13 protein-coding genes are annotated in these 17,929 nt (G+C 70.4%); 4 read left to right on the top strand and 9 right to left on the bottom strand.

Annotated elements, in window-relative coordinates:
- The first annotated feature begins 15 nt into the window (after positions 1 to 15).
- On the top strand, positions 16 to 1,107 hold the full coding sequence (gene dxr / locus QNO26_RS10840; RefSeq protein WP_257533359.1) for a 1-deoxy-D-xylulose-5-phosphate reductoisomerase: 1,092 nt from the start codon (positions 16 to 18) through the stop codon (positions 1,105 to 1,107).
- Here dxr and pflA read toward each other — a convergent pair.
- The 7 genes from pflA to QNO26_RS10805 form a co-directional block, all read right to left on the bottom strand.
- Positions 1,095 to 1,907, bottom strand: coding sequence for a pyruvate formate-lyase-activating protein (pflA, locus tag QNO26_RS10835; RefSeq protein WP_374679354.1), 813 nt, complete (start codon positions 1,905 to 1,907; stop codon positions 1,095 to 1,097). The two genes, dxr and pflA, sit on opposite strands and share 13 nt — an antisense overlap.
- A gap of 7 nt (positions 1,908 to 1,914) precedes the next feature.
- On the bottom strand, positions 1,915 to 4,188 hold the full coding sequence (gene pflB, locus QNO26_RS10830; RefSeq protein WP_257533357.1) for a formate C-acetyltransferase: 2,274 nt from the start codon (positions 4,186 to 4,188) through the stop codon (positions 1,915 to 1,917).
- A 226-nt stretch (positions 4,189 to 4,414) separates the two neighbouring features.
- Positions 4,415 to 6,034 (bottom strand): Mur ligase family protein, encoded by a 1,620-nt coding sequence (locus tag QNO26_RS10825; RefSeq protein WP_257533355.1) that lies wholly within the window; start codon positions 6,032 to 6,034, stop codon positions 4,415 to 4,417.
- 100 nt (positions 6,035 to 6,134) lie between these two features.
- Positions 6,135 to 7,724 carry a glutamate/gamma-aminobutyrate antiporter GadC gene (gene gadC, locus QNO26_RS10820; protein WP_257638241.1) on the bottom strand — a complete coding sequence of 530 codons (1,590 nt, stop codon included), beginning with the start codon at positions 7,722 to 7,724 and terminating at the stop codon, positions 6,135 to 6,137.
- A gap of 9 nt (positions 7,725 to 7,733) precedes the next feature.
- The gene (gene gad / locus QNO26_RS10815; protein WP_257533351.1) at positions 7,734 to 9,113 is read right to left on the bottom strand and encodes a glutamate decarboxylase; all 1,380 of its coding nucleotides are present in this window, start codon (positions 9,111 to 9,113) and stop codon (positions 7,734 to 7,736) included.
- Positions 9,114 to 9,324: 211 nt separating this feature from the next.
- Complete coding sequence (locus QNO26_RS10810; RefSeq protein WP_257533349.1) at positions 9,325 to 10,026, bottom strand: YcnI family protein; 702 nt, start codon at positions 10,024 to 10,026, stop codon at positions 9,325 to 9,327.
- Positions 10,027 to 10,092: 66 nt separating this feature from the next.
- Positions 10,093 to 10,668 carry a hypothetical protein gene (locus tag QNO26_RS10805; RefSeq protein ID WP_257533347.1) on the bottom strand — a complete coding sequence of 192 codons (576 nt, stop codon included), beginning with the start codon at positions 10,666 to 10,668 and terminating at the stop codon, positions 10,093 to 10,095.
- Between the two features lie 78 nt (positions 10,669 to 10,746).
- On the opposite strand from QNO26_RS10805, the gene QNO26_RS10800 reads away from it, so the two are divergent.
- Positions 10,747 to 12,051, top strand: a complete 1,305-nt coding sequence (locus QNO26_RS10800) for a M50 family metallopeptidase (RefSeq protein ID WP_257533345.1) — start codon at positions 10,747 to 10,749, stop codon at positions 12,049 to 12,051.
- Positions 12,052 to 12,093: 42 nt separating this feature from the next.
- On the opposite strand, the gene QNO26_RS10795 is transcribed toward QNO26_RS10800, so the two are convergent.
- Positions 12,094 to 14,007, bottom strand: coding sequence for an anthranilate synthase family protein (locus tag QNO26_RS10795; protein ID WP_257533343.1), 1,914 nt, complete (start codon positions 14,005 to 14,007; stop codon positions 12,094 to 12,096).
- 194 nt (positions 14,008 to 14,201) lie between these two features.
- On the opposite strand from QNO26_RS10795, the gene ispG reads away from it, so the two are divergent.
- Positions 14,202 to 15,353, top strand: a complete 1,152-nt coding sequence (gene ispG, locus QNO26_RS10790) for a flavodoxin-dependent (E)-4-hydroxy-3-methylbut-2-enyl-diphosphate synthase (protein WP_257533341.1) — start codon at positions 14,202 to 14,204, stop codon at positions 15,351 to 15,353.
- Positions 15,354 to 15,480: 127 nt separating this feature from the next.
- Here the strand turns inward: ispG and pcp are convergent, their stop codons facing one another.
- Positions 15,481 to 16,110, bottom strand: coding sequence for a pyroglutamyl-peptidase I (gene pcp, locus QNO26_RS10785; RefSeq protein ID WP_257533338.1), 630 nt, complete (start codon positions 16,108 to 16,110; stop codon positions 15,481 to 15,483).
- Between the two features lie 47 nt (positions 16,111 to 16,157).
- Here pcp and QNO26_RS10780 point away from each other — a divergent pair, with 47 nt between their 5' ends.
- Complete coding sequence (locus QNO26_RS10780) at positions 16,158 to 17,915, top strand: proline--tRNA ligase (protein WP_257533336.1); 1,758 nt, start codon at positions 16,158 to 16,160, stop codon at positions 17,913 to 17,915.
- The last annotated feature ends 14 nt before the right edge of the window (positions 17,916 to 17,929 follow it).

Raw genomic sequence — 17,929 nt, 5'->3', positions numbered from 1 at the left:
CGTAGGCTGAAGCGCGTGCGACGCGTTCTCATCCTCGGCTCCACCGGCTCGATCGGCACCCAGGCCCTCGACGTCATCCGCGCCCACCCCGGCCGGTTCGATGTCGTGGGACTGTCTGCGGGCACCCAGCGCGAGCTGATGCAGCGTCAGGCGGCGGAGTTCGGCGTCGAGCACACGGCGCTCGGCGCCGCCGAGGCGGAGCAGCTGGTGCGCGACGTCGAGGCGGACGTCGTGCTCAACGGAATCACGGGATCGGTGGGACTCGGTCCCACGATCGCCGCACTCGAGACGGGCCGCACGCTGGCACTCGCGAACAAGGAGTCGCTCATCGTCGGCGGCGACCTCGTCACCGCGCTCGCCGCCCCCGGCCAGATCGTGCCGGTCGACTCGGAGCACTCCGCCATCGCCCAGGCGCTGCGTGCGGGGGAGCGCGGCGAGGTGCGCCGCCTCGTCCTGACCGCATCAGGCGGGCCGTTCCGCGGCCGCACCCGCGACGAACTGGCATCCGTCACCCCCGCAGACGCCCTCGCCCACCCGACATGGGACATGGGGCGCGTGGTGACGACGAACTCCGCGACCCTGGTCAACAAGGGCCTCGAGGTGATCGAGGCGCACCTGCTGTTCGGGGTGGACTACGCCGACATCGACGTGGTGGTGCACCCGCAATCGATCGTGCACTCGATGGTGGAGTTCGTCGACGGCTCGACGATCGCGCAGGCGTCACCGCCGGACATGCGCCTGCCCATCTCGCTCGGCCTGGACTGGCCGCACCGGGTCTCCGGCGTCGGCCGGCCGCTGGACTGGACCACGGCGACCTCGTGGACGTTCGAGCCGCTGGACGAGCGGGCATTCCCCGCGGTCGCGCTGGCCAAGCAGGTCGGCCGCGCCGGCGGCACGTACCCCGCGGTGTTCAACGCCGCGAACGAGCAGGCCGTCGACGCGTTCCACGAGGGCCGGTTGGGCTTTCCCGCCATCGTCGAGACGGTGCGTGCGGTCGTCGACCGGCATGAGGCGCCTGCCGCGCTCTCGCGGGAAAGCCTCGCGGACGCCGAGGCGTGGGCGCGGCGCACCGCCGACGCGCTGATCGCCGGGGGTCAGAAGGTCTGAAGACCCCGTGCGCGGAAGCGATCGCGCACGCTCTCGGCGTGGTCCGCCTCGGGCGGCTGCACGTCGGCCAGGGCGTAGTCGATGCCCAGGCGCTCCCACTTCGACGTGCCCATCTGGTGGAACGGCAGCACCTCGACGCGCGCGACGTTCGGCCAGCGCTCGACGATGTCAGCCACGGCCTCGACGTTCTCGGGGGCGTCGGTCAGACCCGGAACGAGGACGAACCGGATCCACACCGGCACGCCCTTGGCCGCCAGGCGGTCGCCGAAATCGATGGTGGGCTGCAGCTCGCGGCCGGTCACCTCGCGGTACGTGTCCGGCAGGCCCGACTTGACGTCGAGCAGCACCATGCCGAGGTCGTCCAGCAGGGCGTCGGAGGCGTTGCGACCGAGGTTTCCGGAGGTGTCGAGGGCGACGTGAACGCCGAGCTCGGCCGCCTCGCGCGCGAGCCGCGTCACGAACGCCGGCTGCTGCATGGGCTCGCCGCCCGAGATGGTGAGCCCGCCGCCGGTGGCCTTGAACACCGGCAGGTACCGGCGCACTCGCGCCAGCACATCGTCGATCTCGGTCGGGATGCCGTCGCGCTGCTGCCACGTGTCGGGGTTGTGACAGTACTGGCAGCGCAGCGGGCACCCGGCGAGGAAGAGGGTCATCCTGGTGCCGGGACCGTCCACGGAAGTGACGAGCTCCCAGGAGTGCACGCTCGCGACGCGACCCGCCCGAACAGCTTCGAGGTGGGCGTGACGTCCGTCGGAGTCAGGGCGTGCCGTATCGGGCGCCGGCACCAGGATGGCAGACACGGGAGTCTCAGAGTCCCGTGTGGAACGTGCGGCTGATGACGTCGAGCTGCTGCTCGCGGGTCAGACGCACGAAGTTGACCGCGTAACCGGAGACACGGATGGTCAGCTGGGGGTAGTTCTCCGGGTGCTCCATGGCATCCTCCAGCGTCTCGCGCGTGAGCACGTTGACGTTGAGGTGGTAGCCCCCCGTGGCCATCTGGGCGTCGAGCAGGCCGACCAGGTTGTGCACCCGCTCTTCCTCGGTGCGTCCGAGGCCGGCCGGGACCACCGTGGTGGTCAGCGAGATGCCGTCCTGCGCCTGCTCGAAGGGGAGCTTGGCGACCGAGAGCGCCGATGCCAGCATGCCGTGGGTGTCGCGGCCGTTCATCGGGTTGGCGCCGGGGGCGAAGGGCTGGCCGGCACGGCGTCCGTCCGGAGTATTGCCCGTCTTCTTGCCGTACACGACGTTCGACGTGATGGTCAGCACCGACTGGGTGTGCACGGCGTCGCGGTAGGTGGGGTGGCGGCGCAGCATCTCCATGAACTCCGTGACCAGGTCACGGGCGATGGCGTCGACGCGGTCGTCGTCGTTGCCGAAGCAGGGGTACTCGCCCTCGACCTCGTAGTCCACGACCAGACCCGACTCGTCGCGCACGGGGCGGACGGTGGCGTACTTGATCGCCGACAGCGAGTCGGCCGCGACCGACAGTCCGGCGATGCCGCAGGCCATGGTGCGCATGACCTCGCGGTCGTGCAGCGCCATCTCGAGCCGCTCGTAGGCGTACTTGTCGTGCATGTAGTGGATGCAGTTGAGCGCGTCGACGTAGGTCTCGGCCAGCCACTCCATCGTCGTGCGGAACTTCTCGCGCACGTCGTCGTAGTCGAGGACATCACCGGTCACGGCCGGCAGCAACGGCGTGATCTGCTTGCCGCTGATCTCGTCGCGCCCGCCGTTGATGGCGTAGAGCAGCGTCTTGGCGAGGTTCACGCGAGCGCCGAAGAACTGCATCTGCTTGCCGACGGTCATGGGCGACACGCAGCACGCGATGGCCGCGTCGTCGCCGCAGAGGGCGCGGATGTGGTCGTCGGACTCGTACTGGATGGACGAGGTGTCGATGGAGACCTTCGCGCAGAACTCCTTGAAGCCCTCGGGCAGGTCGTCACTCCACAGCACCGTCAGGTTGGGCTCCGGTGCGGGGCCGAGGTTGTAGAGGGTCTGCAGGAAGCGGAACGCCGTCTTGGTCACGAGCGTGCGCCCGTCCTCGCCGATGCCGCCGATGGACTCGGTGACCCAGGTCGGGTCGCCGGAGAACAGCGCGTCGTACTCGGGCGTGCGCAGGAACCGCACGATGCGCAGCTTGATGACGAGGTCGTCGACGAGCTCCTGCGCCTCCTGCTCGGTGAGGATGCCGCGGGCGAGGTCGCGCTGGATGTACACGTCGAGGAACGCGGTGTTGCGCCCGAAGCTCATCGCGGCGCCGTTCTGCTCCTTGACCGCACCGAGGTAGGCGAAGTACAGCCACTGGATCGCCTCACGCGCGGTGGCGGCGGGGCGGGTGATGTCGCAGCCGTAGGTGGCGGCCATCTCGGCCAGCTCCTTGAGGGCGCGAATCTGCTCGGCGTTCTCTTCGCGCTCGCGGATGATCTCCTCGGTGGAGAAGTGCATGTCCAGCTCTGCGCGCTCGGCGTGCTTGCCGGCGATGAGCGCGTCGGTGCCGTAGAGCGCCACGCGACGGTAGTCGCCGATGATGCGGCCACGGCCGTAGGCGTCGGGCAGTCCGGTGATGATGTGGCTGCTGCGGGCACGGCGCACGGCCGGGGGGTAGACGTCGAAGACGCCGTCGTTGTGCGTCTTGCGGTAGCTGGTGAAGATCCGCTCCAGCACGGGGTCGATCTCGTAGCCGTAGGTCTCCAGCGCGCCCTTGACCATGCGCCATCCGCCGTAGGGCATGATGGCGCGCTTGAGAGGCGCGTCGGTCTGCAGGCCGACGATCAGCTCGTCGTCTTCGACGATGTAGCCGGGGGCGTGTGCGGTGATGCTGGCGGGGGTGTGGTTGTCGACGTCGTAGACGCCCCGCTCGCGCTCTTCGGGGAACATCCCCATGAGGGTCTGCCACACCCGCTCGGTGCGCTCCGTCGCGCCCGTGAGGAACGCGGCGTCGCCGATGTAGGGGGTGTAGTTGGCCTGGATGAACCCGCGCACGTCGATGCCGTCCTGCCAGGGGCCGGCGGTGAAGCCGTCCCAGGCTTCGGGCATGGCGTCCGCGCCGGAAAGCTGCGTGGGGGGAGTGACCGTGGTCATCGTTTCCTCAATCCTCTGCGAATGTTCGCCATGCGGGTCTCGTCGGGACCTGAGGCGTTGACCCAGGATACGTCGTGGTCTGACCACAACGGAAGAGCATGCACGGGACCCATAAAGAACGTTCGGCGAACGCCATGAGCCCTGTGGCGCGAACACAAGATCGGATATGCACGGCGGGTGCCGCTTGCGCCCGTTTCGGCGGTGTGCCGCAGGGGCGCAGCGCCGATCAGTCGGGGTAGGGGACGGGCCAGCTGGGGTCGGGCACCGGCCACCCGGCGTCCCGGAGCGCGCGCCGGGCGAGCTCGCGTGCCGAGTACGGAGTGCGCTGACCACGGATGTCGCGGTAGTCCTGGTGGCCGGGCCCGGCCCAGAGGATCGCGTCGCCCTCGCCGACGAGCTTCACCGCTTCGACGATCGCCCGCTCGGGCGGCGAGTACTCGTGGATCTCTGCGTCGGGCCGCGCCAGGCGCGCGCCCTCGATGAGGGTCGCCCGGATCGAGTCGGGGTCCTCGAAGCGCGGGTGGTGGTCGGTGATGACGAGGATGTCGCTGCCGAGCACGGCGGTGCGTCCCATGTCATGGCGCTTCGTCGCATCCCGGTCGCCGTCGGCGCCGAAGAGCATGAGCACCTTGCCGGGGGTGACGCGACGCACGGCGGCGAGCGTCTTCTCGAACGCGTCGGGCGAGTGGCCGAAGTCGACGTAGACGGCGGGTCCGCGATCCCCGGAGACCCGCTGGGTGCGGCCGGGGAGATGGGCGCGGATGCCGCCGTCGCGCTCGAGTGCGTCGACGATCGTGTCCCATGCGTAGCCGCCCTCGAGCATCATCACGATGGCGAGTGCGGCGTTGGCGGCCATGTGGCGCCCGATAACGGGGACGGTCGTCTGCAGCGAGCGGCCGCCGGGGCCGACGAGGCGGAACTCGGTGCCCTCCTGGCGCTCGTCGACGATCTCGACCACCCAGTCCGCCGCTGCTGCGGCGACCGGGTCGACCGCGATGTCGGGCGTGCCCACGGTCGTGCAGGGGACCTCGCACCGCGCGACGACCTCGGCGCCGGCGGCCGAGTCGAGCGAGACGACCGCCCGTCGCGCGCGGTCGGCGCGGAACAGCGGCAGCTTCGCCTCGAAGTACTCGCGCATGTCGGCGTAGTCGTCGAGGTGGTCGTGGGTGAGGTTGGTGAACGCCGCGACATCGAACATGATGCCGTCCACGCGATGCCGTGACAGCGCCTGCGCCGACACCTCGACGGCGACCGCTTCGACGCCGCGCTCGCGCATGAGCGCGAGGAGGGCGTGGAACTCGGATGCCTCGGGGGTCGTCAGCCGGGACACGATCACCTGTCCGGCGATGTGGCGCTCGGCCGTCGACGACAGGCCCGTCACCGTTCCGACCTGCTCGAGGATGCCCTCCAGCAGGTGCGAGACGCTCGTCTTGCCGTTGGTGCCGGTCGTCGCGAACAGCAGCGGCAGGTCGTCACCGGAGCCGGTGCCGTAGACCCACGCCGACAGGTCGCCGAGCATGGCGCGGGGGTCGTCGACGACGACGATCGGCACGCCGGCGTCGGCAGCGAGGTCGGCGCCGGCCTCGTCGGTGACGATGGCGACGGCGCCCTTGTCGGCGGCCGCGCGGGCGAACTCCGCGCCGTGGCGGGCTGCGCCGCGGATCGCGACGAAGGCCTCGCCGGGGCGCAGATCGGCGGTGGCGAGCGTGATGCCCGACAGGGTCACTCCGGCGACAGCGCCGCGGACGCGTCCGCTGAAGCGGCGGGCGAGCTCGTCGAGCGCGCGCACCGGCGGGTGCTCCGGGCGCAGGACGGGCGGGAGATTGGTGGGGGCATCGGTGGGCATGGCATTCCCATCCTCTCACCCGGCATGGCCGACACCTCCACCCCGCACGCAGATCTGCGGTCGCGGGATGCTGCCCCGCGACCGCAGATCACTGCCGAGCTCAGGTGGATGGAGGCGGGGCTCCGCCTGACCGGGGCGCCGAGCCTGTCGACGGCGGGGGAGTCGACCCGGCCGCCGGAGGCGCGGTCGCGGCCGCAGCCTCATCCTCGTCGTGCGTGCCGTGCAGGGCCTTCTCCGCCGGACTGCGACGATCCCAGCTCGGCTTGCGCAGCGCGTAGAAGACCAAGGGAGGTCCGCCGAGCACGACGATGACGAGGCCCACGATCCACGGGTACGCCGCGACCGGGAACGCGGTGAACCCGTCGGGCGGGACGAAGGCCAGCACGAACGCCAAGAGGCACGCGACGAAGCCGACCCCGGCGACGAGGTTCATCGCCGGCACCCGGTAGGTGCGCTTGACGTTCGGCTCCTTGCGTCGCAGCACGATCGCCGCTGCGAACATCAGCATGTACATGATCAGGTACAGCGCCGCCGCCATGTCGATGAGCGCGACGAACGCCGCACTCACGTTCGGCACGATCACGAAGATCGCCGCCAGGATCGTCACGATGGTGCCCTGCAGCATGAGGATGCCCGACTGCACGCCCGCCTTGTTGCGCTTCTGCAGAGCAGGCGGCAGCAGCCCGGTCTCGGCTGCGGCGAGCAGGCCCTTCGAAGGGCCGGCGATCCAGGTGATCACCGAGGCGAGCGCCCCGGCGGCGATGAGCGCCGACACCACCGCCGTCGCCCATCCCAGATCCCACTTGTCGAAGTAGGCCTGGAACGCGAGCATGATGCCGTTGGTGAGCCCGAGGTCCTTTTCCGGCACGGCGATCGAGATCGCGAGCGTCGGCAGGATGAACACCAGCAGGATGAGGATCGACGCCAGCAGCACCGACCTCGGGTACCCGCGCCCCGGGTCCTTCATCTGGTTCACGTGCACCGCGTTGACCTCCATGCCCGCGTAGGCGAGCACGTTCGAGACGATCAGCACGATCGAGGCGATACCGGTGAACGGCGGGATGATGGCCGAGGGCTCCAGCGAGGTCTCGCTCTTCTCCCCGGTGCCGAGCCAGATGAACCCGAACACGATGAGCAGCACCGCCGGCAGCAGGGTGCCGAGGATGCCGCCCCACGATCCGAGCTTGGCGAACAGGTTGCCGCCCCGCAGGGTGATCAGTGTGGATCCCCAGTAGAGCGCCAGGATGATGATCGCGGTGTACAGCCCGGAGTTCGCCAGCGAGGGATCGAGGAACACGAACGCGAGGGCCGCCGCGATGAAGGCGATCTGCGTCGGGTACCACACCACGTTCTGGATCCACTGCAGCCAGACCGCCGTGAACCCCCATCTGTTGCCGAACGCCTCACGCACCCAGACGTAGACGCCGCCCTTCCATCCCGTCGCCAGCTCCGCGGCGACCAGCGCCGTGGGGATGAGGAAGAAGATGGCCGGGATGATGTAGAGCGTGACGCTGCCGAGCCCGTAGACCGCCATCGCGGGGAGCGAGCGCAGGCTCGCGACCACCACGAGCGTCAGCATCGCGAGCTGGCCGACTCCGAGGAAGGCGGTGACGGCCTTGTGGGACGTGAGCGGATGGTTGGATGCCGCCTTCGCGGCATCCGTCGCTTGGTTCGTTGGGTTGGTCGACATGGTTGCCGCCTAGTGGTGGAACGCGGGGTGCTGGCCCTCGACGGGCATGGCCGACTCGAGGGCGTCGAGGTACGCGGTCTCGGTCTCGATGTCGCCGAGCAGCTCGGCGGCGAGATCCATGCTCAGGCCGTTGCGCACCACGATGCGCTGCACGGTGAGATCGCCCAGATCATCCGGCATGGGATACGCCGGAACGAGCCAGCCCTTCATGCGCAGACGGTCCTGCAGATGGTAGAGGTTCCAGTTCTTGGTGTGCCCCTCCTTCAGGTACCAGGCGAACACCGGGATGTCGCTGCCGTCGTTCCACAGTTCGAACGCGTCGATCTTCGCGATGCCGGCCGACAGGTACTTCGCGACGTCCTGCGAGGCCTGCTGCACGGCGCGGTATCCCTCGAATCCGAGCCGGAGGAACATGTAGTACTGCAGCAGCACCTGCGCGCCGGGGCGTGAGAAGTTCAGCGCGAATGTCGGCATCTCCCCGCCCAGGTAGCTCACCTTGAACACGAGGTCCTCGGGCAGCCACTGCGTGTCGCGCCAGACGACCCAGCCGAGGCCCGGGTAGACCAGGCCGTACTTGTGGCCGGAGGTGCTGATGGAGTGCACCCGCTCGAGACGGAAGTCCCAGAGGAGGTCGGGCTGCAGGAAGGGAGCGATCATGGCGCCGGAGGCGCCGTCGACGTGGATGGGGATGTCGAGACCTGTCTTGGCCTGGATCTCGTCGAGGGCCTTGGCGATCTCGGCCACCGGCTCATACATGCCGGTGTAGGTGACGCCCATGATCGCGACGACCCCGATCGTGTTCTCGTCGACGTACTTCTCCAGGTCGTACCCGTCGAGTGTCTTGTGCTCGAGGCTGATGGGGACGAAACGGGGCTCCACGTCGAAGTAGTTGCAGAACTTCTCCCAGCACACCTGCACCGCGGACGACATCACGAGATTCGGCTGGGAGGTGTCTTTGCCCGCGGCACGACGCGACTGCTGCCAGCGCCGCTTGAAGGCGAGTCCGCCGAGCATGCAGGCCTCGGACGAGCCGATGGTGGAGGTGCCGATGCTCCGTGAAGCGTCCGGCGCGTTCCACAGATTCGCCAGCATGTGCCAGCAGTTGTCCTCGATGGCGGCGGTCTGGGGGTACTCGTCCTTGTCGATCATGTTCTTGTCGAAGGACGCCTCGTACACCTGCTTGGCGTCGTCGTCCATCCACGTGCCCACGAAGGTCGCCAGATTCAGCCGGGAATTGCCGTCGAGCATCGTCTCGTCGTCGACGATCTGCTTGGCGGTGTCGGGCAGCGACTCCTGCTGCGGGATGACGTGCCTGGCGGCGACGGAGGCCTCGCCGGGTCGTGCAAATCGGGGGGTCAGTTCCTCGTCCCCGGTGTTCGCTGTGCTCATCAGCTGCTCCCATCCTCGATGTCCGGCGCCCGCGATGTGCGGGCCGCGAATGCGAAAAACCGAGCTGCGGTGCAGTTCGGTGCGCATCTGGGGGGAAGCTACGCCGCGGGCCGCGGTCGGACAAGAGGCCTCGCGGCGGCGCGACGGCTGGTTCGTATCCAAGATGTGCAGGGGGGGCGCCGTCGGGCCTACGACGGCGCCCCCTGCGGGATCAGCTGCGGCGGGTGCGGCGCAGGGCGACGAGGCTCGCTGCCAGGCCCGCGGCGCCGAGGGCGAGGCCGCCCGCGCCCAGCACGATGGGCAGCGCCGAATCGGCGTCGGCTTCGGCTTCGGCTTCGGCTTCGGCTGCCGCCGCGTCGGTCGCCGCGTCCTCGCCGTGGCCGCCGTGCGCGTCGCCGGCGGCCTCGCTCACGGTGACCACGGGCGCGGGGGCCTCGAGGTCGTGCGGGTCCTGCCCGTCTTCGGCGATGTCCGCCCAGTCGGTCGCACCGGCGACGCACTCCTGCAGCACGGGGAAGGCCACCTGCTCGCCGGCGAGGTCTGCGGCGAACGTCACCTGCATCGAGACGGTCGTCAGCAGCCCCGACTCGATGGGCTCGTCGGCGGTGAACACGACTCGCGTCGGCACGCCGGTGTCGGCGCCGACCTGCTCGATCGTCCAGCCCGCGTGCGCGTGCGGTGCGATGCCGGCGACGCCCTCCGGGATGTCGATCGTGAAAGCGGTGGTCGGCGACCCGTCGCAGCCATGGCTGGAGGAGAAGGTCAGCACGGCCGACCCGCCTGCCGTGGCATCGGACGGGTCGACGTGGACGTGCGCGCTCGCCGCCAGGGGGGCGGCCAGGGCCAGCGCGGTGCCGGCGAGCACGCCGGCGGTCAGGCGCGCGCGACGGCGTGCCGGGGTGATGGTGGTCATGTGAGCTCTCTCGGATCTTGGGCGACGGCGGCGCCGTCGCGGGGTGGCGCGCAGCGCCTGGGGGTGTCAGCGGGCGAAGACCGGCGGACCCCGTCGGGAGAGAGCGGAGAGGGCGAGACGGCGGGAGCCCAGGCGGGCGCAGGGGGCCGGCGGCACGGTCGGCGCGGCCGGCGAGGGGCGCAGGGCCGGCAGGCGTCGCGACGTCAGGCGCAGGATGCCACGGCCGAGCCGCCGCAGCAGACGCTCGCCGTGGCGCAGGGCCGCGATCGTGACCACGGCGGCGATGAGGTGGCCGAGCGGCATGGTTTCGGTCGACGCGACGGTGCCGGCGGCGGGAGCGACGATGTCATCGATGTGATGGTGTGCGTGCCCGCCGCCGGGGAGCGTACGGGCGTCGCCGGCGATCGCGAACGCGCCGTGGAACAGCGCCTGCGCCCCGCCCACCACCAGCGTGGTGCGCCAGAGCGCCGAGCGGCCGCCGGAGAGCAGCACCGCGAGCGGCGTGGCGAGGCAGGCGACGGCCACGACGAGCAGGGGGCCGGGAGCACCACCGCCGGAGAGGGTGTGCGCCGTGGCGGCGACGAGGGTCGCGACGCCGGCACCGGCTGCGCCGCGCAGCGTCCGCGCCTGTCGTGTCGTCATGCCCGCCTCCCGAGGATCAGCGTACGGTGCGTGCGCGCCACGGCGAATTCAAAGGCGGTGGCGGTAGCGTGACCCGCTGTGACCGTCATCGCCTTCGTCATCGGAGTGCTCTTCCTCGTCGTGGGGCTGGCACTCTCGATCGCGCTCCATGAGCTCGGGCATCTGGTGCCCGCGAAGAAGTTCGGCGTGCACGTCGGCCAGTACATGATCGGCTTCGGTCCCACACTCTGGTCGCGTCGGCGCGGTGAGACGGAATACGGGTTCAAGGCCATCCCCCTGGGCGGCTACATCTCGATGTCGGGCATGTACCCGCCCTCGCCGACGGAGGCCGAGCGTGGCGGTCGTGCGGGTGGGGGCTTCTTCGCCACCATGGTGCAGGACGCACGGGCCGCCAACGCCGAGACGATGACCGACGTCGATGAGAAGCGGCTGTTCTACCGGCTGCCGGTCTACAAGCGCATCATCATCATGCTGGGCGGGCCGCTCATGAACCTGCTGCTCGCGCTCGTGCTGTTCACGATCATGCTGAGCGGCATCGGCGTGCAGACCGCGACGACCACCATCGCCGGCGTCAGCGAATGCCTGGTGTCGGGAGCGTCCGCGCAGGCCGAGTGCACCGCGGACGATCCCGCCGCTCCCGCGGCGGCGGCCGGCATCCGACCCGGCGACGTGCTCGTCTCCGTCGACGGCGTCGCGGTCGACACCTTCGCCGAGGCGTCGCAGATCATCCAGGATTCCCCCGGTCGCGCCCTCCCGGTCGTCGTCGAGCGCGACGGCGAGACGCAGACGCTGCAGGTGACGCCCGTGCTCACCGAGCGCGAGGTCGTCGACGCCGACGGCCAGGTGTCCACCGCCGAGGTCGGCATGGTGGGGATGACCGCACGGTCGGAGTACGTTCCGCAGCCACTGTGGGCGGGGGCGGAGATGACGGTCGACAGTGTGCAGCGCGTCGCCGGTGTCATCGTGCAGCTGCCGGTGCGCGTCTACGACACGGCGGTGGCGCTGTTCACCGGCTCCGAACGCGACCCCGACGGCCCCCTGTCGGTCGTGGGTGCGGGACGCATCGCCGGCGAGGTCGCCGCGATCGACGCGCCCGTGCTCAACCGGTTGTCGGGGCTGCTGGGTCTGCTGGCCTCACTCAACCTCGCGCTCTTCGTGTTCAACCTCATCCCGCTGCTGCCGCTGGACGGCGGGCATGTGCTGGTGGCGCTGTGGGACGGCCTGAAGCGTGTGGTCGCGAAGGTGTTCCGCCGACCGCCGCCGCGCCCGGTCGACACCGCGCGCCTCGTGCCGGCCACCTTCGCCGTCGTGGTGCTGATGATCGGGATGGGCGGCATCCTGATCCTCGCCGACGTGTTCAACCCGATCGCCCTGTTCGGCTGACCGGAGCGCGCGCGTGGCCGGACCGCGGCAGCCGACGCGGGCTCAGGCCAGGGCGGCGGCGACGAGGCGCTCGAGCGTGCGCATGCCGTCGCGCGAGAGGATCGACTCCAGGTGCCCCTGCACCGAGGCGAAGCCCGGGCCGCGCAGCGCGTACACGTCGCCGGTGGCGGCGTCGGCGGACACCTCCGCCCGGGCGACACGCACCGTTCCCGGGGTCACCCGGGCGGTGAAGGTGTTGTAGAAGCCGATCGACGACGCTTCGCCGAACACGTCGACGGTCTTCTGCAGGCCCTGGTGCGGGGCGTCGAGCGGCGCGAGGTCGATGCCCAGCGCGTCGGCGACGATCTGGTGGCTGAGGCACACCGCCAGCAGCGGGCTGCCGGCGGCCAGTCGCCCGCGCACGACCTCGCGCATGCGGCGCAGGCGCGGGCTGTCCGGGTCGCGCGGATCTCCGGGACCGGGGCCAGCGACGACGAGGTCGGCGGCGTCGATGGCGGCGTCCGACACCTCGGACCACGGCACGATGGTGACGTCCAGGCCCAGATGCCGCAGCTGGTGGGCGAGCATCGTGGTGAAGCGGTCCTCCGCGTCGACGACCACCGCCGTGCGCCCTGCGAAGGGCCCCGGCGTGCTGTCGTCGCCCTGCGGGTTGAGCCAGAACTCCGCCAGCCGCGCGTTGCGCGAGGCCAGCAGCTCGGCGATCTGCGGGTCCTCGGCCAGCGGCCGCGGTGCCGCCGCGGGGGCATCGGGGTCGCTGTCGGGGGTGGCAGCGGTCACGACGGGTGCGTCGCGGGGGATCGCGCCGATCGCGCCGAGCACACCGGCGGCCTTGCCGTGGGTCTCGCCCACTTCGCCGTCCGGGTCGGAGTGGCGTACGAGCGTCGCGCCGACCGGCACGCGCAGGCGTCCCTCGGCGAGATAGGCCGTGCGGATGAGGATCGGAGCGTCGAGGTCGTGGGTCGGCCCGTCCGCGGCATCCATCCCGTCGTTCGGGGTGAACAGGGCTGCGACGCCGGAGTAGTAGCCGCGTGGGGTGGTCTCGTGTCGGCTGATGACCGTGCACGCGTTCTGCATCGGGGAGCCGGTGACGGTGGGGGCGAACATCGTCTCGCGCAGGATGTCACGGGGGTCCAGCCGACTGCGGCCGCGCAGCACGTACTCGGTGTGCGTGAGTCGCGACATCTCCTTGAGGTGCGGTCCGGTGATGCGTCCGCCGTCGGCGCAGACGGCGCTCATCATCTTCAGCTCTTCGTCGACGACCATGAACAGCTCCTCGGTCTCCTTCGTCGACTCGAGGAATGCGCTGAGGGTCGCGGCCGTGGCCCCGCCGGCGGGGTGGCGGAACGTGCCGGAGATGGGGTTCATCGTCACCACGCCATGCTGCGCGCTGACGTGCGCCTCAGGGCTCGCACCCACTGCGATGTGCCCGGGCGTCACGATCGCGAACGTCCAGTACGCGCCGCGCTCGTGCTCGAGGAGCGCCCGGAACCAGGTCAGTGCCGCCAGCCGCGGGTCGGCGTCGACTCCGGCGGTGAAGTCGCGGCGGATGACGAAGTTCGCGCCCTCGCCGCGGCCGATCTCCTCGGCGATCACGCGGCGCACGATGGCGGCGTAATCCTCGTCCGAGATGTCGAAGCCGGCATCCGTCAGCGCGATCGGATCGCTCGGCAGCTGCGCGAGAACCTCGGCGCGGGGGAGTGCGCTGTGCGTGTCCACGATGAGGCATCGCAGCGGCGCCCCGTCGTCGTGGCATTCGAAGCCGCGTTCGCGCACCTGGCGGAACGGCACCATCGCGAGCACTTCGCGGGGCGTGCCCGCAGCATCCGTCAGGGGGATGTCGGCGAGCAGATCGACGTCGACGACGTCGCCGGTGAGCAGCTCCACGGTGTCGGCATCGCGCGCGATGAGGGCGAACGCCGGCAGGTCGGCCAGCGTGGAGTACAGGGACGCGGTCATGGTCGGTCTTTCGTCATGGGAGCGGCCGCACCAACAAAAAGACCGCCCCGGGGGCGGTCTGTCGTCACACGAACCCACCGCCTATGCGGTGAGCCACCAGGTGAGGTTCGCGGACATGCGCCGAAACTACCACACCGCACAGGGCCCTCCCCGCGTTCGGCCCGTCCCCAGCCCGCCCGGCGTAGGGTGGGATCGTGCCAGCAGTCAATCTCGGGATGCCCCGCGTGCCGGAGGTCCTCGCCCCCCGCCGCAAGAGCCGTCAGATCAAGGTCGGAAAGGTCCTCGTCGGCGGCGACGCTCCCGTCAGCGTCCAGTCGATGACGACGACCAAGACCACCGACATCAACGCCACCCTCCAGCAGATCGCCGAGCTCACCGCCTCGGGCTGCGAGATCGTGCGCGTGGCCGTGCCGAGCCAGGACGACGCGGATGTGCTGCACATCATCGCGAAGAAGAGCCAGATCCCGGTCATCGCCGACATCCACTTCCAGCCGAAGTACGTCTTCCAGGCCATCGACGCCGGGTGTGCGGCGGTGCGCGTGAACCCGGGCAACATCCGGCAGTTCGACGACAAGGTCGGCGAGATCGCCAAGGCCGCGAAGGATGCCGGAGTCTCGCTGCGCATCGGCGTGAACGCCGGATCGCTGGACCGCCGCCTGCTGGAGAAGTACGGCAAGGCCACCCCCGAGGCGCTCATGGAGAGCGCCGTGTGGGAGGCGAGCCTGTTCGAGGAGCACGACTTCCACGACTTCAAGATCTCGGTCAAGCACAACGACCCGATCGTCATGGTCAAGGCCTACCGGCTGCTGGCCGAGCGCGGCGACTGGCCGCTGCACCTCGGCGTCACCGAGGCGGGTCCCTCCTTCCAGGGGACCATCAAGAGCGCCACCGCCTTCGGCATCCTGCTCTCCGAGGGCATCGGCGACACCATCCGCGTCTCGCTGTCCGCGCCGCCGGCGGAAGAGGTGAAGGTCGGGCACCAGATCCTGCAGTCGCTGAACCTGCGCGAGCGCAAGCTCGAGATCGTCTCGTGCCCCTCGTGCGGACGCGCGCAGGTCGACGTCTACACCCTCGCCGACAACGTCACCGAAGGCCTCAAGGACATGACCGTGCCGCTGCGCGTGGCGGTCATGGGCTGCGTCGTCAACGGACCCGGTGAGGCCCGCGAGGCCGACCTGGGCGTGGCGTCCGGCAACGGCAAGGGACAGATCTTCGTCAAGGGCGAGGTCATCAAGACCGTGCCCGAGGCCGACATCGTGCAGACCCTCATCGAAGAGGCCAACCGGATCGCCGCCGAGATGGGCCCCGACGCACCTCTGGGCACGGCGCAGGTCGTCACCGCCTGATCGTCGCAGCGTTGCAACGGAGCAGAGGCCGTACTCGCCGAACCGACCGTCCGCGCTGAGGCGCCGTCGACTCCCGGTCGGCGTGCGCGCCGGCTGCACGGTCTTCAGGATGCCCCGGCGCGCCCGCTCAGTGCAGGGTGCCGCCCGGCATCGCGACGTCGCCGGCGGTGTCCAGCGCGGTCCGCACCGCGATGAGCAGCGCCGCGGCGATGGTCTCCAGCGGCAGTGACGGTTCGCCCTCGCCGTCCGCCCACGGTACGTGCACGAAGCCCGCGCGCAGGCCGGGCCGGTGCGCGGCTTCGTCCAGCGCCACGAACATCACGTGGTTGCAGACGAACGTGCCCGCGGTGTGGGAGACCTCGACGGGGATGCCGGCACTCGCCACCGCGCGGACGATGGCCTTGACCGGGACGGTGGCGAAGTACGCGGCCGGGCCGCCCGCCACGCTCGGCACGTCGACGGGCTGCGCGCCGTCGTTGTCGGGGATCCGGGCGTCGATCAGGTTCACCGCGACGCGCTCGATGCCGATGGCGCGCCGACCGCCGGCGAGTCCGGCCGCGACGACCACGCCGGGGGAATGCTCCGCGATGAGCTCGCGCAGGCGCGATGCGGCGCCGTCGAAGGTCACCGGCAGCACCGCCGTCACGAGCGTCTCCGGCCCCTCCCAGCGATCGGCCGCCAGATGCACCGCCTCCGCGCTCGGGTTGACGGCGGCATCGGCGAAGGGCTCGAACCCGGTCAGCAGCACGGTGGACACGCCTCCAGCGTAGGTCGACCCAGGTGGCATCCGTAGACTTACTCCTCGTGGTCACTCGTCTGTCGCACTTCTTCCTCCGCACGCTCCGTGAAGACCCCGCCGATGCGGAGGTCACGAGCCACCGGCTGCTCGTCCGCGCCGGCTACATCCGACGGCAGGCGCCCGGCGTCTTCGCCTGGCTGCCCCTGGGGCTGCGGGTCAAGGGAAAGATCGAGCAGATCGTCCGCGAGGAGATGGCCGCCGCCGGCGCCTACGAGGTGCACTTCCCGGCCCTGCTGCCGCGCGAGCCCTACGAGGCCACCGGCCGCTGGGAGGAGTACGGCGATGCCCTCTTCCGCCTGCAGGACCGCAAGGGCGCCGACTATCTGCTCGCTCCGACGCACGAAGAGGTCTTCACTCTCCTGGTGAAGGACCTGTACTCCTCGTACAAGGACCTGCCGCTGTCGATCTACCAGATCCAGGACAAGTACCGCGACGAGGCGCGCCCCCGCGCCGGCCTCCTGCGCGGCCGCGAGTTCACGATGAAGGACGCCTACTCGTTCGACTACACCGACGAGGGTCTCGACGCCTCGTACGAGGCTCAGCGTGACGCGTACGAGCGCATCTTCCAGCGTCTGGGCCTGGAGTACGTCATCGTGCAGGCGGATGCCGGCGCCATGGGCGGATCGCGCTCCGAAGAGTTCCTGCACCCGACCCCGGTGGGGGAGGACACGTTCGTGCGCTCCGCCGGCGGCTACGCCGCCAACGTCGAGGCGTTCACGACTGTCGCGCCCGACCCGATCCCGTTCGACGGGCTGCCCGCCCCGGTGATCTTCGACTCCCCGGACACCCCCACCATCGAGACGCTCGTGGCGCACTGCAACGCGCACCTCGACGGCGAATACACCGCCGCCGACACGCTCAAGAACGTCGTGCTCGCCCTCACCCACCTCGACGGCACGCGCGAGCTGGTCGTCGTCGGGCTCCCCGGCGACCGCGACATCGACGACAAGCGCGTGGAGGTCGCGTTCGCTCCGGCCGAGGTCGAGCAGGCGACCGAAGCCGACTTCGCCGCCAACCCGCTGCTGGTGAAGGGCTACATCGGACCCTGGTCCGAGAAGGGGCCGATCCTCGGCGAGGAGTCCGCCACCGGCATCCGCTACTTCCTCGACCCCCGCGTGGTCGACGGCACGTCGTGGATCACCGGCGCGAACATCGACCAGAAGCACGTCGCCCGTCTCGTCGCCGGCCGCGACTTCACCGCCGACGGGTTCGTCGAGGTCGCCACCGTGCGCGCCGGCGACCCCGCCCCCGACGGCTCCGGCCCGGTCGAACTGGCCCGCGGCATGGAGATCGGGCACGTCTTCCAGCTCGGCCGCAAGTACGCCGAGGCGCTGGGGCTCAAGGTCCTCGACGAGAACGGCAAGCTCGTCACCGTCACGATGGGCTCGTACGGCATCGGCATCACCCGCATCCTCGCGATCATCGCCGAGCTCAACAACGACGACAAGGGCCTCATCTGGCCGACCTCCGTGGCCCCGTTCGACGTGCACGTCGTGGCCACCGGTCGCGACGCCGCCGCGTTCGAACTCGCCGAGAAGCTGTCGGCCGATCTCGAGGCCGCCGGGTTCGACGTGCTCTACGACGACCGTCCGAAGGTCTCGCCGGGCGTGAAGTTCGGCGACGCGGAGCTCGTCGGCGTGCCGCAGATCGTGATCGTCGGCCGCGGCGCCGCCGCCGGTGAGGTGGAGCTGTGGGACCGTCGCACAGGTGAGCGCGAGGTCGTCGCCGCCGCCGAGGCGGTCGAGCGCCTCGCCCGCCGCTGACGTCGGCGCTGCGT

Source organism: Microbacterium sp. zg-Y1090 (genome assembly GCF_030246945.1).
In the GTDB taxonomy this organism is placed as follows: domain Bacteria; phylum Actinomycetota; class Actinomycetes; order Actinomycetales; family Microbacteriaceae; genus Microbacterium; species Microbacterium wangruii.
The sequence above is the reverse complement of the archived record's forward strand: the minus strand, read 5'-3'. Positions and strand labels throughout refer to the sequence as shown.

Coding starts and splice junctions, on each gene's coding strand:
- pflB (WP_257533357.1), bottom strand. CDS start 4,188: ATGACCACGGTCACTCCCCCCACGCAGCTTTCCGGCGCGGACGCCATG.
- QNO26_RS10825 (WP_257533355.1), bottom strand. CDS start 6,034: ATGCCCACCGATGCCCCCACCAATCTCCCGCCCGTCCTGCGCCCGGAG.
- gadC (WP_257638241.1), bottom strand. CDS start 7,724: ATGTCGACCAACCCAACGAACCAAGCGACGGATGCCGCGAAGGCGGCA.
- gad (WP_257533351.1), bottom strand. CDS start 9,113: ATGAGCACAGCGAACACCGGGGACGAGGAACTGACCCCCCGATTTGCA.
- QNO26_RS10810 (WP_257533349.1), bottom strand. CDS start 10,026: ATGACCACCATCACCCCGGCACGCCGTCGCGCGCGCCTGACCGCCGGC.
- QNO26_RS10805 (WP_257533347.1), bottom strand. CDS start 10,668: ATGACGACACGACAGGCGCGGACGCTGCGCGGCGCAGCCGGTGCCGGC.
- QNO26_RS10795 (WP_257533343.1), bottom strand. CDS start 14,007: ATGACCGCGTCCCTGTACTCCACGCTGGCCGACCTGCCGGCGTTCGCC.